Below are 15,194 nucleotides of genomic sequence, written 5' to 3'. Positions count from 1 at the left end.
TTCATCATCCAAGAGGAACGATCCATGAATGTTTTCAATGCCGCCGCTCAAGAGCCCGTCCCGCCGCTGCTGTGGACCGTGCGCTACGGCGTCGTCAGCGCCACCGCTTCGCAGCATCCGGCAGCGCGTTCGCTGCAGCTCTACGGCGAATGGGCCGAGGCGGAGATCGACCTGCTCAGCTCCGTGCTGCAGGAAAGGCAGACCATCCTGCAGTTCGGCGGCGAATACGGCGCGCACACCTTGTGGCTGGCCCGCGTGGTGGGCGAGGCCGGCAAGGTCTATGTGGCGGAGCCGGCGCGCATCGGCTTCCAGCAGCTGTGCGCCACCGCGGCGCTCAACGGCCTGACCAATGTCTACACGCTCAACCAGTGGCTGGGCCGCGCCGGCGCGTCGGCGCCGCTGAGCGCACTGCCGGGTGGCGCTTCGCTGCGCTGCGAGACCGACGAGGTGGTGCGTCCGGCGGCGGTCGACGATCTGGGCCTGGATGGCCTGGACCTGCTCAAGATCAACGTGCCGGGTTCGACCATTGCGCTGCTGCACGGCGCGATTGAGACGGTGCGCAAGCATCGGCCCGTGATCTACGCGCGGCTGGAGCCGGAGCAGGCGCTGGCGGAAGTCCGCGCGATCAAGGAGCTCGGCTACCGCTGCTGGTCGCATGCGCCGCATATGTACAACCCGGCCAACATCCTGGGGCAGGGCGACAACATCTTCCCCGGCCGCGTGCTGCAGAACGTGATCGCGATGCCGGTCGAGGGCGGCACGGTGTTCGATCAGCTGATGGAGATCTGATGCGGGCTGCCGCTTTCAGAATTTTCCAGTCCACATAAGGTAGGCCATCCGGCAATCTGTACATGGCTCGACACACATGACTCCACGCTCTCTTCCCCCTGGGCCACTGGATCATTCTCGAGCCCGCCCGTGCAGATGTTCCTCTTGCGGGCACCCGGCCGGTCACAAGCTGTGACGGCCACCCCGAAGGCCCTCAGCAATGAGGGCCTTCTCTTTGCAAGGCCTCCCTTTTTGGTGGGTGTGCGGCGCACGGGGCTTTCGCTGGCCATGCAGGGCCGGCGGAAGGTGCGCCGGAAACCTGATCGTTCATGCACGCTTTCCGCCACAGGCCCCGTCGGGGCCTTTTTTTACGGCGGGGCAGCGGCGTGCGGGCGGATCAGCGGGTGGCGTGATCCGTTGCGTTGCCAAGCTCGCGCCGATGGCGGCTCAGCGATTCGATCAGGCGCGCGAGCTCCTGCCGATAGCGCTGCAGGGGATGTTCCTGTGCGCCGATGCGCTGCTGTTCGAGCAGGGCGCTGCGGATATGTTCGCCTTCCTCGGCAAGCTCGGCCGCGCCGAAGATCTTGATCGCCCCATTGATGCGGTGGATGCAGCCGGCGATGGCTTGCAGCCGCTCCGTGCGCACGGCTTCGTCGAAGCTTGCCAGATCCTCGTGTGCGGTCGACAGGAAGCCGTCGAGCAGCTCGTCCAGCCGTGCGGACGGTCCGAACAGTTCGGTGAGCGCTTCGATCGGCGACAAGGTGCGTGCCGGCGCCTCGTCCTGTCGCCGCTCGCCGGCCGCGGCAGGCATCCACCGATAGAGCGCTTCGCGCAGTTCGCCCAGGCCGGTGGGCTTGACCAGCAAGGCATCCATGCCTGCCTGCGAACAGCGTTCCGCTTCATCCGGCAGGGCGCTGGCAGTCAGCGCCAGGATGGGCAGATGCTGGTTCGCCGATTCCCGCGCACGCACGCGGGCGGCCAGCACGTATCCCGCGCAGAAGAAAGAAGTCGACGTGCGCCTGCACAACAACGGCCAGTCGCCGGTGGTGGTGCAGTCCTGGCTGGATACCGGCGATCCGCGCCAGTCGCCGGAGGCCATCCGCACGCCGTTCGTGCTGATGCCGCCGATCGCGCGGCTGGATGATGGGCACAGTCAGATCCTGCGGCTGGTGTATACCGGCGAGCCGTTGGCGAGCGACAAGGAGTCGGTGTTCTGGCTGAACGTGCTGGAGATTCCGCCCAAGTCCGGATCCGCTGGCGACGCAAACGTTTTGCAGTTCGCCATCCGCACGCGCATCAAGGTGTTCTTCCGCCCCGAGCATCTGCCGGGCAGTCCTGAAGATGCCATGCGCCAGTTGTCATGGAAGATGGTCTCTTCCGGTTCGGGATATGCGATGGAGATCGGGAATCCCAGCCCTTATCACGTATCGCTTGCGGGCATCGAGCTGCTTGCCGACGGCATGTCGCTGATGGTGGGCGACGGCATGGCCAGGCCGGGCGAGACACTGACGCTTGCCATTCCAAAGCTGCAGCGCCAGCCCGCGAAGGCCTTCGTGCATTACGTGGCCATCGACGACTACGGCGCGCATCGCGAGTTCGACAAGGGTCTTTAAGCAGGTAACGGCAGCGCCGGTATTCGCCCACTCCTCGACAGGTCCATCCTCATGTTCGCGACGACGTTCCGCCCCGCCGGGGGCGGGTGGGGGCTGCTGCGTCCTCGCAAACTCCACGTATGGCTGATGTGCGCGCTGGCGGGTGTCAGTCCGCTTGCGGCGCAGGCGATGCAGGTGGCCGATGGCAAGCCAGCGGATGCGCTGGAGTTCGACCCGGTCTTTCTTTCCGGTGGTGCCGGGTCGGCCGATCTGGCGCGCTTCCGCAGCGGCAATCATGTGGCGCCCGGGAGCTATCGGGTGAATGTGTACGTCAATGGCGATCCGCGTGGCGATGAAACCCTGCGTTTCGTCGCGGCCGTGCCCGATGGCGATGCCGCTGCCTGTCTTGACGGTGATTTCCTGCTGCGGCTGGGTGTGGCCTTGCCCGACGATGCGTCGGCCGGCGATTGTGTCGATCTGCCGCAAAGGATTGCCTCCGCGCGGGTGCGCTTCGATCCCGGCGAGCAACGCCTGGATATCAGCGTTCCGCAGGCCTCGATGCGCCGGCAAGCCCGCGGCTACGTGGATCCCGCGCGCTGGGACGACGGCATCGCCGCGGGCACTTTGAACTACAACTTCAATATGTCGCAGAGCTGGAATCGCGGGCACCGGCAGCGCGATGGTTATCTCGGGCTGGTCGGCGGCCTGAATCTCGGGGGCTGGCAGCTGCGCCATCAGTCGTCCCTGCAATGGAGCGACAGCGGGCGCGGCCTGCGCTGGCAGGCGCTGCGCAACTACGCGCAGCACGACCTGACCGCGCTGCGGTCCAGGCTCACCGTGGGCGACTTCGTCACCGGTGGCGAGCTGTTCGATGCCGTGGCGCTGCGCGGCGCCCAGGTCGCCAGCGACGACCAGATGCTGCCGGATTCGCAGCAAGGCTATGCGCCGGTGGTGCGCGGCATCGCCGTGAGCAATGCCGTGGTCACGGTCCGGCAAAACGGCTATGTGATTTACGAAACCACGGTGGCGGCCGGTCCGTTCCGCATCGATGACCTGTATCCCACCGGGTACGGCGGCGACCTGGAGGTGACCGTGCGCGAGGCCAGTGGGCAGGAACAGCATTTCAGCGTGCCGTACGCGGCGGTCAATCGCCTGCTGCGTCCGGGCCTTTCGCGCTACAGCGTCGCGCTTGGGCAATACCGCAGCGCTGAAGGGCTGGCGCATCCGCTGGTGTTCCAGGGCACCTGGCAACGGGGTTTGTCCAATCGCATCACCGCTTACGGCGGCGCCGTCCTGGCCAAGGATTATCAGGCCGTGCAGTTTGGCGCTGCTTTCAATACGCGACTCGGTGCATTCGGCCTGGATGTCACGCACGCACGTGCTGCGGTGCCGGCGCCGGAGGCCGCAGCGCAGTACCTGTCCGGCGACAGTCTGCTGCGGCCGCTGGCGAAGCGGCATATGCAGGGCGAAAGCGTGCGCCTTACCTACAGCAAGGCGATTTCAGCCACGGGTACGAACGTATCGGTGGCGGCCTATCGCTATTCGACCGGCGGTTATCTCAGTCTGCGCGATGCGGTGCTGGCGCAAGGCCGCGGCACCGCGGCGCTGCGACGCCAGCGCAGTTCCGCCCAGGTCACGATCAGCCAGCCGCTGGGGCAGGGTGCGCTGTATCTGACCGGCTCGGCGCAGAATTATTGGGGGCGCGGCGGCGCGGATGCGCAGTTCCAGTTCGGCTATAGCGGCGCGGCGCGCTGGTTCAACTACTCCATCTCCGCATCGCGCTCCCGCGCCGGCGATGGACGTATGGATAATCGCGTATTCGCCTCGCTGTCCATTCCCTTCGGTGGCGGCAATGTCGATCTCGGTGGCGGCACGGGCCGTGGCGGCAGCGACGGGCGGATTTCCTTCAGCCGCACCGCGGGCGACCGTGCCGCCTACGGCCTGTCGCTGGCGCGCGATGCGGCGGGAAGCGCGTCCTGGAATGCCAGCGGCAGCTATCGCAGCCCGCTCGCGGTGCTGACCGGCTCGGTCTCGGGCGGGCAGGGTTACCGGCAGGCGGCCTTCGGCGCGACGGGTGCCGCGGTGATCCATGCCGGTGGCATCGCGCTGGGCCAGGGCATGGGCGACACCATTGCGCTGGTGAAGGCGCCGGATGCGGCAGGCGCGGGCTTGAGCATGTCGCCGGGAGCGAAGATCGACCGGCGCGGCTATGCCATCGTGCCATACCTCACGCCCTATCGCCGCAACAGTATCGAACTCAATCCTCAGGATCTGTCGGCGGGCGTGGAGTTGCTGGAGAGCAGCCACGACGTGGTGCCGCGCAGTGGCGCCGTGGTGATGGCGGCATTCAAGACCCGCAAGGGGCGGGTGGCGGTGATCGACCTCAAGCCCGCCGATGGCGTCACGATTCCTTTCGGCTCGGATGTATTCGATCCCTCCGGGCAGCAGGTGGGTGTGGTTTCCCAAGGTGGGCGGGCGCTGGTGCGCGGCATCGCCGAAGAGGGCCGCTTGACGGTGCGCCTGGATGAGCGGCGCGCCTGCAGTTTCCACTACCGGTTGCCGCCGGCACATCCTGAGCGGAGCGGCGCGCGGGACTACGCCTATTTGCAGTCGGGCTGCGCTGTCGTCGCGCCAGGTGTCGAGGCTGAGCTCCTGCGTGGTCCGCATCCGGCGGTGATCACGATGGACCGGCATGACTCAGGTCAGCAATAAATGATCGGGAACCAGGTTATGAAAGCAATAAAATACTCAGTCGCACTGCCCCTGTTTCTGCTGGCGCTTGGCACCTTGTTCACGCCAGTGCGCGCGGCTGCGGGGTCGCTCCGGGCAACGACCGACTGTTCCGCTTCCGGCTCGCCGGCCCTTCCTGCCAAGGTGCAGCTGGCGGGGCTCGACGTCCCGCGCGATCTGCCGGTGGGCGGGGTCATTCCCAATTCAAAGGTCTCGATATCCTGGGATGTCAGCTGCAAAAGCACAGGCATTACCGGCGGAAAACATTGGGCCTTGTTCTTCCAGTCGCCCGCCGTATCCATTGTTGCGGTCGATGGCCTGGATCGTGTCTACAAGCAGGTCCAGAACGAGGTGGCCGGTGTCGGTTTCCGGTTTCGCGATGCATCCGGCTCGCCCTTGTCGATCGTGCCTCTGGATGGTTACGCCGCCGCACTGGATTTCGGTGCGGCGGTGGCCGGCCAGACCAGTTTCAAATGGAGTGGCTCGATCGAATTGGTGAAAACGGCCGGCGCCATCTCCGCGGGTTCGCAGGAGCTGCAACCGCAGCTTGGCGTGGCCGGGCAGGTCTGGGGCAATGGGACCGGGGACGGCAGCTACTTCAAAGTGGGTTACTCCATCCGCAAGCCGGCGCTCACCACGTGCAGCGTGATCAATGCGACACAAGCGGTCACCCTGCCGACGATCTCGCAAAGCGCCCTGGGCATGAGTTCGATGAATGTGGATGACGGCCCGTCGACCGCGGGCGGCACGCCTTTCACTATCTCGCTGCAGTGCCAGAAGGGCGCGCGCCTTTACATGCTGATGACCGACGCCAATTTTCCCGGCAGCGAATCTTCTCTGCTGTTTCCCAAGGGTAAGCAGTGGGGGCAGGTGGGCGTCAAGATCGAGCGCGAAGACGGCTCGGATGTGCGGTTCGCGCCCGATTCGTCCGCGGCGGGCGCCAAGGGGCAGTGGCTGATCGGCGATACGCCGGATGGTGTCCTGAGCATTCCGCTTCGGGCCTGGTATCACAATTACAAATGCGGGTCCTGCGCCAGCAACGCCTTTCCGGTGGGCGCGGTCAGTGTGCAGGCGACGTACACGTTTTCGTATCAGTGAGTTCGTCCTGGATTTTCGGTCGTTTGGTTGAGCTTTCCGGCGCATTGGAAATATCCGGTATCGAGCCTCTTTGCGGTATCGCTAATGTGCGCACCGCCAGGCGCCATGGTTTCGCTGCGCCTTCGGTTTTCCTCCCCGCCGGATGGACATTCCATTCACCGCGTGCGGTCCGCCACCCCCTGGTCTGTGCACGGTGGTTGGCCGGCGGGGAGGATCCTTTGATCTGTGTGCGGGTGGATTGGTGTAAGCAAAAGAAGCCAACAGGCCTGGCGGCCGGTTGGCTTCTTTTGTTTGTGCAGATTGAGGGTCGCCGCGGCCTCATATCCGGCCGCGGCGGTGACATGGGATCAGTTGCCGCGATAAGTGGAATATCCGAACGGGCTCAAAAGCAGCGGTATGTGATAGCCCTGGGCGGGGTCGTCGACGCGGAATGTCACGGTGACCGACGGGAAGAAGGTCGACTGCGCATGCGCCTCGAACCATCCGCCGGTGGCGAAGGTGACGCGATAGGTGCCCTTGTGCGGCGGCTCGTCTTCGGGAAGCAGGCTTGCGACGCGCCCGTTCGCGTCGGTGGTCTTGCGCGCCACGAGCTTCCAGGTGTCGCCGCCCCCGGATTGCTCTTCCAGTTTGATACCCATCGCCGGGGCGGGTTGCCCGCGCACCTGATCCAGTACGTGCACACTGATCGCACGCGATTCCGCGGCGCACGCGGACGTTGCCGCCAGCGCACACGTTGCCATCCAAGCCATTGATCGAAGCCAAGCCATCATCTGCCTCCCGGTGGGTGTTTGAAGAGCTCGCACCATGCGGTGTCGAGCGCCTTCATTGCACCGCTATGGCAGCGCCGATCCTGCCGGAATAGTCCAGTTCGAACGGCTGGCGGCGCGCGGATTTTCCGCGGCGCGGAGGTCGAGAAATTTCCTGTTGGTAAGCGATGGCGGCGTTTCTAGGCTTTGCGGCTTCCGATCAGGTGCCTGCCGCGATGCCGTATGCAGATATTTTTCTTGTCTATGATTTGCTGGGGGCGGCGATTGCGCGCGGCCAGCTCGACGTATCCCATTACGACGGCAAATACACCCGTCCGGAAATCCTTTCCTGTCTTTGCATGCTGTGGCGGGAACGCCTGATCGAGCCGCCGGTGGTGAGTTTCGCCGATGGCAAGGACAGCCTTATCTCGTTCGATCACGGCGCCAGCGACTGCGGGCGCGGCATGCATCGTTTCCTGCGGGAGACCTTGCTGGCTTCGAAGGACTTCGATGAGGCCGCCTTGCGTGTGGATGGCAGGCCGCGCCTGCGCCATGTCCAGGGTGTCGACAGGAGCGGTGGCCGTGTCGTTCGCTGATATCGCGCTGATCTTCGATCTGCTGCACGCCGTGGCCCTGTGCTCGCCGATGGTCGCGACGGAATACGATCCCGGCGCAAGCCATACCCGCGAGCAGGTGCTCGGCGGTTTCAGTACCCTGCATAAGCATGGCCTGATCAGCTCCGAGATCGTCACCGATGCTTCGGGTTACCGCACCATCGATTTTTGCGTGCATGGCCTGAGCGCGAAGGGCCGGCGCGTCTACCAGGTGATGCTGCAGACCCAGCTGGCGTTTGAAAGCCCCCGGGTGCGGGTGGATCCGGCGGACTCGTAAGCCCTCACACCGAGCGTGTCGCCACGATCGGCGGCACGGTCGAGGCGCGCAGCGCAGGGCCGAGCACCGCAAGCTGGCCGATGATCCACAGCGACAGCGCGCCCACCGGCAGGTAGGCATCGGGAAGCCGCGGCAGCTCGTAATACGTCATCAGATACAGATTGATGCCATAGGCCATGGCCATGCCCAGGGCGATGCCGAGGGTGGCGAGCAGGAAATTTTCGATCTGGAAATAACGCAGGATATGGCTGCAGGTGGCGCCCAGCGCGCGGCGCACGCCGATGCTGCGGCGCCGCTGCTCCACCCAGAAACTGGTCAGGCCCACGATGCCCAGTGCGGTCACCACCAGCAGGGCGAAGATCGAGCCGGCCAGGATGCTGGCCATGGCGCGGTCGTCCTGGAAGAACTGGTCGCGGACTTCGTCGTAGGTGCGCTGCCTGATCACCACCCGTCCCGGATCGGCCTTCTTCAACGCGGCCACCGCGGCCTGCAGCACGGCGTCGCGGTCCTGGGGACGGGCGCGGATGACGTAGCTCTGGCCGTTGCTCGCGCCCATGAACAGCGGCAGGATGATCGAGTAATGCGCGGTGTGGTCGTCATAGGCATTGGCCCGCGCCAGGTTGCCGATGACGCCGACCACGCGCACGCCGAAACCCTTGGCGACGTAGATCGTCTTGCCCAGCGGGTTCTCGCCCGGCCATAGCCGTTCGGCCAGCGCCTGCGTGATCAGGGTGGCCGCGGGCAGGCCCTTGGTGTCGCCGCTGGCCAGGCCGTTGACCACGATGTCCGCGTTGACGAATTCGTTCGGCAGCAGATCGCGTCCCGCCACCACTTGCGTGCCCAGCGTATTCGGCAGGTCCTCGCCGAAATAGGTGGCGACGTTGACGGTGGCCTCGCGCTGATCCTCGTCCAGCTTGACGCTGCCGTTCGCCGAGGAGTCTCCCATCGGCAACTGGTTGGTCAATGCCGCCGCCTGCACGCCCGCCACCTGCCGCAGCACAGCGAGGTCTTCGCGCGCGCGGGCGTAGATGTCGAGCGTGGGGGCGTTCTCGGCCAGCTGGATCTGGATCAGCGAATGCTCGTCGACGCCGCTGCTGAGGCGCATGTGCTGCAGGCGGTGGCTGATCATGAACACCGTGTTGCAGACGATGGCGCAGGTCAGCGCGATCGACAGAATCAGCAGCGCCGAAGTGATCTTGTGCCGCCACAGCGTCGAGAGGATCGGTCGGAATTCCGTCATGGTGGCCTCAACCGTTCTTGAGCTGGAGCGCGGGCGCGACCTGGCAGGCCCGCCACGCCGGCAGCAGGCCGGCCAGCAGGCTTGCGCCGAGCGCCAGCAGGAAAGTGGTCAGCAGCATTTGGGGGTCGAGGTGCGCCATGGCGGCATAGTTGGATGGCCGATGCCGTACGACCCACAGGCCGAACAGGGCCAGCAGCAATCCGCCGGCGCCGCCCACCACGCCCACCACGCCCGATTCGACCAGCAGCTGCGCGAACAAGGCGCGCCGGGAGGCGCCCAGCGCGCGCCGCACGCTGAGTTCGGAGGCGCGCCGCAGGAATTTCGCCAGCATCAGGCCCACCGTATTGCTGAGGCATACCAGCAGAAAGCCGAAGGCGAGCCCTGTCTGCAGGCGCACGTCGCCGGGTACCACATGCTCGTAGGCGAGCCATTCCATTACGTTGCTCAGGCGCACGTTCGGCGGCAGCGCGAAACGGCCCATGGTCTTCTGCTGCTCGGAATAGTGAATCAGGAACTGCTTGTAGCTGGCGGCCTTGGCTGGCGTGTCCAGCTGCACCCAGAACTGCAACCACACGCAGGTCGGCGAGGGATAGATGCGGCCGACGCCACCGGTGCCATTACCCCAGCAATCGTTGGAGCCCTTGTGCTGCATATGCAGGTCGAGCGCCGACTGTAGCGGAATGAATACGTCTTCCGCGTAGCCGTAGGTGCCGGTGGTGACGTCATAGAAATGCGGGTTGGGCGCCCAGTCGCCGAGCACGCCGACCACGCGGAACTGGCTGCCGGCCAGGCGGATGATGCGGCCCACGCTGTTGGCATCGCCGAACAGGCGCTCGTTCAACTTGGCGCTGATGACGACGTTGCGCGCCTTGGCCTCGTCATCGGCCTCGTTCCAGCCGCGGCCGTAGCGGAACGGCGCGCCGAACATGGCGAAGAAGTCCGCGGTGGTGAAGCGTGTCTCGACGTAGAACGGATCGGTGGTGGCCGACTCGGTCTGGACGGGAATGGAGCCGCCGGTCATCAAGGCCTGCCGATCCGCTTGCTTGGCCCGCAGCAGGTTGAAGCCGTCGATCAGCGTGACCTGCTCGGGCGGTTCCTCGCCCGGCATGATGCCGCCGGCGTCGCGAGGGTCGATCTGCGGGTAGTAGAGCGTGTCGCTGATTCCCGGCAATGGATCGCCGGATACCAGCCGCAATACGGTGAGCGTGGTGATCGAGGCGCCGATGCCCAGTGCGATGGACAACACCATCAATGCGGTAAGCACCTTGTTGCGCTTCAGGCTCTGCAGGGCCAGGTCGAGGTAATAGCCGAACATGGTTCTCCTTCGGGTGCGGAAGCGGGTGCCGCCGGGTGCTGTTACCGTCCTGATTCGCCTTGCGTACCGGTGCATGCGGGTGGCCGCACTGTCGCCGCCGGTGTTCCGGCAGGCGTCGGTAAGGTGTGGTGGGTCGACCGTGCCTCGGTCCTGGTCGCCTCGTGCCGATAAGACGGCACAGCCTGGCGAGATAGCGGGTGGGGCTTGCGTGCCGGCCATGCGAGCGCATGGCGAGTGGAGACTGCCGCGGCCCTTCCTACAGTCAGCATCGACCAGGCTCCTTGGTGGTTACTACTCCGACGCTGCAGGCTGCGGTGCAAGCCGCGTCATGTTTCATTGATGTCTGTGAAATCATGGTGAAGTGGATGCGGTTCGGGTTTGTGCGTAGCGAAGCTGCTTATAGGCCTCGATCGCGCAGTAGATCGCACGATATTCCGAGAAGGCCGTCGACCAGGCGAAGCTTTCCTTCCTGGCCCGGTGCGATAGCGCGCGCATGTCGTCTGCCTGGTGTCGAAGCTTGCTCATGACCTGTCCGATCAGCGCTTTGAGCGTGTCCATTTCGCCCTCGATATCGGTGGTGTCTTCCCAGGTGTAATAGAGCCCGTGGCGGACCTTGCCGAGGCCGCCGGTCCGGCGTGCCACGACGATGGCGCCGTAGCGGCTGAATTCGATATCGGTCAGGCCGAACGGTTCGAATCGGCTGGGGATAATGGTGAAGTCCGCGGCGAGCAGGATCCGTTTTCGCGTGCGCTGGTCGATGAACTCCGGTGAGAACCGGAACGACGCCGGAAATCTTTCCTCCAGTCCGACCAGTGCCTGCAGCTTGTCTGCCGTCATGCTCTGGTCCATCGGACCGGCGACGATGACGCATCCGCCACTTTCCAGGATAAAACCTGCGCTTTGGGTGATCGCGGCGATGTTCTTCTGGTCGGTAAGGCGGGTGATGATGGCGCAGAGCGGGCGGTTGTGATCTGTGCCGGGCCATAGATGTTTTAGAAGTTCGGCTTTTGCGGCGCGCTTGATGGCCGCTCCCGTTGCCTCGTCGGCGTCCGCCGGCAAGCCCTCGCCATCGAACGCTGAGCCGTTGTTGATGCCGTAAAGCAGTGGATACCGCACGTGTCCGCTGGGCACCAGCAGGTTGAAGGGGTCCCGCGCCATCTTTCCATGGGCCTGCGCGACGCGATTCATGACCTCGCCCCACGAGCGGGAGAGTTCGCGGGCGTAGGCGGCGCTCACCGGCAGGCCGCCCACCAGATTGTGTGCAGCGACGAAGCTGGTCGCGCCTTTCAGGATGTTGATCGCCCCTTTGTGCTGGAAATGCTCGATCGCCAGGCACAGGTCGATGCCGAGAATGCGCGAGAACTCCTCGATCGATACCGAGGTTTCCTGGAATGCCTCCGAGGAGCGATCCAGCCCGCCGTAGTAAGGCAGGGTCATGGAACTCACATAGGCGGCGCCCGCGTTGTGAATGCTGAGCGTGCAGGTAGCGTTCCGGTCGAGAAAGAACGGCACCAGCGAGGTGTGATAGTCGTGGCCGTGATACACCGTGCATTGCAGCCGATCGAACAGGTGCGCCAGTCCCCGGTTGAACAGGCGCAGAAAAATCATCTCATCGCGATAGCCGTCCGTGTGATAGACGTTACGTGCGCCGGTGCCGGCGATGGCGGATCGGCGCAGAAAATGCGGATGGGCAAGAAAATAGATCCGGGGGCGGGGCAGGGCCGGAAGGCCATAGACCTGCATTGTTTCAATTCGGCCTTCCACCTCTATGTCGAATGACGCGACGTGGCTGAGCGATTCCCGCGGAATGCCGGAATAAAGCGGGAAAGCAAAGAAGCACTCGCCGTCGTCCTTGCTGAGGAAGTCGGGGTAGTCCCGAACGATCTCGCTGATGACCTGGCCCAGGCCGCCCATCCGGACGTCGATCGGTTCGCCATCGGGGCCATGCAGGCCTTCGATATGGCCAAACTCCATGGCGGCCATGAGCACCTTGTGCCGCGAGTTCCGTGGCGCATGCAGCATATCGGCCCAGATGCCGAGGTTCACCGGATGGGCCGGGTCGTCCGCATGGGCTTGTGCTTCGATCAGTTCGAAGACTGCGCAGGCTGGTCCGTCGCATACGATCCGAAGGACATCGTCGCGGCAATCGATGGCGCATTTTTCCCCCAGCGATACGGCGGTATGCATTCCAGCGTTGCGCAGGCTTGCCCCAAAGTAGAACGCCAGGTCGATGCGGTCCTCGGACCGGCTGATAAACAGGAACAGCCGCCGCCCATCGGCCGACTTGGCGGCAAGCAGTGTGTCGTCGGTGACGCAGTACTCCTTGGTGTCGCCGAAGTTTGCGGAGGCCCGATAAGGATCGAGGATCGACTCCATGGTCCCGATCAGATCGTTGATCACCCCGGAAGGCGCTATCGCATCGATGTGCTCGCGGGCCTGCTTGCGGTCCATAAAGGCTTCGCCGCCATGAAAAAGCATGGGGGCGCAGGAGCTGAAAAAGTGCGTCACCACGGACATCGCCAGCGCCCAGAACCGGTCGGCCGGCAAGGCTGTCGAATCGTGGCTTTCCACAAAGGGAATCAGTCGCTCCAGCGGCGTAAGCGGCGTTTCGCGGTCGTGGATGAAGCGGACGAATCGCTTGAACGAGATGGCGGCATCCTGCAGCGCAAGGACGGCGCCGTTAAGCGGGAAATCCAGAAAATAAACCCGCGCATTGTCCGGTATGCGATGGAGCGTTTCGTAATAGGTGCATGCGATGGATGTGTATCGTGTACCGGCTTCCTCCAGCAGGAACGACACGTTTTCGCCCGGCGCGCCATTCGCTAATTCGGCGATGAAGTCGGCCAGGAAATCCAGCGGAATATGGCGCGCGGAATCGATCCGGAAGGCGCGCACACCCATGGCGATGAATCGCTTGTGGGCGTCGATGATGTATCTGCGTGCCGCGGAGTCCGAATGATCGAAGGACGGCATGTTGTAGATCGCGTACTTCGCAATCTCGTCGCGCAGCGATAGTTGCACCCGATAGGACGAGGCCTGCTCGACTTCCGTGTAGAGATGTTCCGGAGGATTGAGGTCGATCCGATAGCACTCCGGCCGGCGCAGATCGTGCCGATCCAGTATCTGCGCATCGCCTCCGCCATAGCCGAAATGAGTAAGGATCAGATCGAGGACGATGTCGATGGAGTGGCGGCGCAGCGTTTCAAGCAAGTCCAGGAAGGCCTGCTCGCCGCCCAGTCCATCGTCGATCGAGGTGTGATCGGATGGCCAGTATTGATGGTCGTTATGCGTCGCGTTGTAGCGCTGGCAGGACTGCGGATAGACCGGGCTCAAATGCAGTTTGCCGATGCCGAGACGGTGCAGGGCGTCGACTTGGTTCGAAATGGCGCGAAAATCTCCGCTGCCAAGCTGCTTCGTGAATATCGAATAAGACCGGCCGAAATCATTTCGCGTCGACGAAGCCGGTAGGGCATCGACGGGTCGGGAAGAAGTGATGAGGCGCATTGGAATCCCACGGCTGCATCGATGAGTTTTCGGGCTTCACGCTCGCTAAAGAACAGCAACGTGCATCCGTGATGTCAATGGGGCGCGATGCTCGCGTATATGTTCACGATGGTTTCACGCGAACGCAGTGTAGCCTCAGAAGACAAGCCGCCTACAGCCAGGGGCGCAGGGGAGCGCGCATCCTTAGATACTGTGGAATGGCCCTGAGCAGCATCCAGGCCAGAGGTGGCTTGCCGTTTATTTCCGTGGCTTTGCCCGAAGTAGTCGCGCATCGAAAGGTGCGCGGGGTCACGTTTTATTGCCTGAAAAAAGCGGGCGAAACTTAAATTCCGCTGTCATTGCTTTGCAATGCAGGCCGCGCCGCCGCCTGCTTTTGAAACACCCTTGGTTGTATTGGAACGCCTGAATTTTCGTCGTGCGCTGTGGCTCCAGTTTGTGCTGTCACCGGCTCCGTCAATTCAACTCGTGCGAGGCAAGGGAAGTGTCCAATCCATGGCTCCAGGTACATGCTCCAAACGCGGACGCTGCGATGCGTCTGTTCTGTTTTCCCTTTGCCGGCGGCTCGGCCCAGGCTTACCGGGACTGGCGGGATCATCTGCCGCGTAGCATCGAGCTCTGCGCGGTGCAGCTGCCGGGCAGGGAGATGCGCCAGCGCGAAGCGCCCATGGCGAATGCGGACGAGATCGTCGATGCGCTGCTGCCCGTATTGACGCCTTTGATGGATCGCCCGTTCACCCTGTTCGGGCACAGCATGGGCGCGATCATCGCGTTCGAGTTGGCGCGAAGGCTGCAGCAGGAAGGCAAGCCTGCGCCCGAATGCCTGATCGTTTCGGGCAGGGTGGCGCCACACCGGCCCTTGACCCGCGCGCCGATCAACCACCTGTCGCGTGAGGAATTCATCGAGGGCCTGCGCCATTTGGGCGGCACGCCTGAGGAGGTCCTCGGCGACAACGAGCTGATGTCCCTGATCGAGCCGATGCTGCGCGCGGACCTGGCCGTTCACGAGGACTACAAGCATCGCGACGAGCCCCGGCTCAAGTGCGATGTCCTTGCATTCGGCGGCCTGCGCGATCCCGAGGCCGGCCGCGCCGACGTCGACGCCTGGCGCGAGGCGACGGACGGCTCTTTCGGCCTGCAGATGATGCCGGGCGACCATTTCTTCATCCGCTCCGCCCAGCCGCTGTTCCTGCGCGCGCTGTCCATCGAGCTGCGCAAGCTCATGGCGCGCACCGCGCAGCCGGAGCGCCGCGCCGGCTGACGGCGCATCCCGCTTCATTCGCGCCGTTTCATTCGCGGGTTTCGCAGTTCGC

Annotated in this window: 12 protein-coding genes; 7 read left to right on the top strand and 5 right to left on the bottom strand. The window is 64.2% G+C overall.

Going from position 1 to position 15,194, the window contains the following annotated elements; translation table 11 throughout:
* Positions 1–24: 24 nt before the first annotated feature.
* On the top strand, positions 25–789 hold the full coding sequence (locus KK141_RS11450; RefSeq protein ID WP_214572295.1) for an FkbM family methyltransferase: 765 nt from the start codon (positions 25–27) through the stop codon (positions 787–789).
* 376 nt (positions 790–1,165) lie between these two features.
* On the opposite strand, the gene KK141_RS11445 is transcribed toward KK141_RS11450, so the two are convergent.
* Complete coding sequence (locus KK141_RS11445) at positions 1,166–1,753, bottom strand: response regulator (protein ID WP_214572296.1); 588 nt, start codon at positions 1,751–1,753, stop codon at positions 1,166–1,168.
* A 28-nt stretch (positions 1,754–1,781) separates the two neighbouring features.
* Here KK141_RS11445 and KK141_RS11440 point away from each other — a divergent pair, with 28 nt between their 5' ends.
* From KK141_RS11440 to KK141_RS11430, 3 genes are read left to right on the top strand one after another with little or no spacing between them, the layout of a single operon-like run.
* Positions 1,782–2,381, top strand: coding sequence for a fimbria/pilus periplasmic chaperone (locus KK141_RS11440; protein ID WP_214572297.1), 600 nt, complete (start codon positions 1,782–1,784; stop codon positions 2,379–2,381).
* A gap of 51 nt (positions 2,382–2,432) precedes the next feature.
* Positions 2,433–5,072, top strand: coding sequence for a fimbria/pilus outer membrane usher protein (locus KK141_RS11435; RefSeq protein ID WP_214572298.1), 2,640 nt, complete (start codon positions 2,433–2,435; stop codon positions 5,070–5,072).
* An 18-nt stretch (positions 5,073–5,090) separates the two neighbouring features.
* Complete coding sequence (locus KK141_RS11430; protein WP_214572299.1) at positions 5,091–6,188, top strand: fimbrial protein; 1,098 nt, start codon at positions 5,091–5,093, stop codon at positions 6,186–6,188.
* Between the two features lie 347 nt (positions 6,189–6,535).
* Here KK141_RS11430 and uraH read toward each other — a convergent pair whose 3' ends face one another.
* Positions 6,536–6,928, bottom strand: a complete 393-nt coding sequence (gene uraH / locus KK141_RS11425; RefSeq protein ID WP_284733887.1) for a hydroxyisourate hydrolase — start codon at positions 6,926–6,928, stop codon at positions 6,536–6,538.
* Positions 6,929–7,122: 194 nt separating this feature from the next.
* Between uraH and KK141_RS11420 the strand changes: the two genes are divergently transcribed.
* Together KK141_RS11420 and KK141_RS11415 are read left to right on the top strand one after the other, a co-directional pair.
* Positions 7,123–7,530, top strand: a complete 408-nt coding sequence (locus tag KK141_RS11420) for a hypothetical protein (protein WP_214572301.1) — start codon at positions 7,123–7,125, stop codon at positions 7,528–7,530.
* Entirely contained in the window at positions 7,517–7,825 is a 309-nt protein-coding gene (locus KK141_RS11415) for a hypothetical protein (protein WP_214572302.1), read from the top strand. The genes KK141_RS11420 and KK141_RS11415 overlap by 14 nt, the downstream gene beginning before the upstream one ends.
* A 4-nt stretch (positions 7,826–7,829) precedes the next feature.
* Here KK141_RS11415 and KK141_RS11410 read toward each other — a convergent pair whose 3' ends face one another.
* The 3 genes from KK141_RS11410 to KK141_RS11400 all read right to left on the bottom strand — a co-directional run bounded on the left by KK141_RS11410 (position 7,830) and on the right by KK141_RS11400 (position 13,884).
* Positions 7,830–9,065 carry an FtsX-like permease family protein gene (locus tag KK141_RS11410; protein ID WP_214572303.1) on the bottom strand — a complete coding sequence of 412 codons (1,236 nt, stop codon included), beginning with the start codon at positions 9,063–9,065 and terminating at the stop codon, positions 7,830–7,832.
* Positions 9,066–9,072: 7 nt separating this feature from the next.
* Entirely contained in the window at positions 9,073–10,380 is a 1,308-nt protein-coding gene (locus tag KK141_RS11405) for an ABC transporter permease (protein ID WP_214572304.1), read from the bottom strand.
* Positions 10,381–10,731: 351 nt separating this feature from the next.
* On the bottom strand, positions 10,732–13,884 hold the full coding sequence (locus KK141_RS11400) for an alpha-amylase family glycosyl hydrolase (RefSeq protein WP_214572305.1): 3,153 nt from the start codon (positions 13,882–13,884) through the stop codon (positions 10,732–10,734).
* Positions 13,885–14,413: 529 nt separating this feature from the next.
* Between KK141_RS11400 and KK141_RS11395 the strand changes: the two genes are divergently transcribed.
* Positions 14,414–15,142 (top strand): alpha/beta fold hydrolase, encoded by a 729-nt coding sequence (locus KK141_RS11395; RefSeq protein ID WP_214572306.1) that lies wholly within the window; start codon positions 14,414–14,416, stop codon positions 15,140–15,142.
* The last annotated feature ends 52 nt before the right edge of the window (positions 15,143–15,194 follow it).

The sequence above is a fragment of the Dyella sp. LX-66 genome, from assembly GCF_018599165.1.
Classification (GTDB): Bacteria; Pseudomonadota; Gammaproteobacteria; order Xanthomonadales; family Rhodanobacteraceae; genus Dyella_D; species Dyella_D marensis.
The sequence above is the reverse complement of the archived record's forward strand: the minus strand, read 5'-3'. Positions and strand labels throughout refer to the sequence as shown.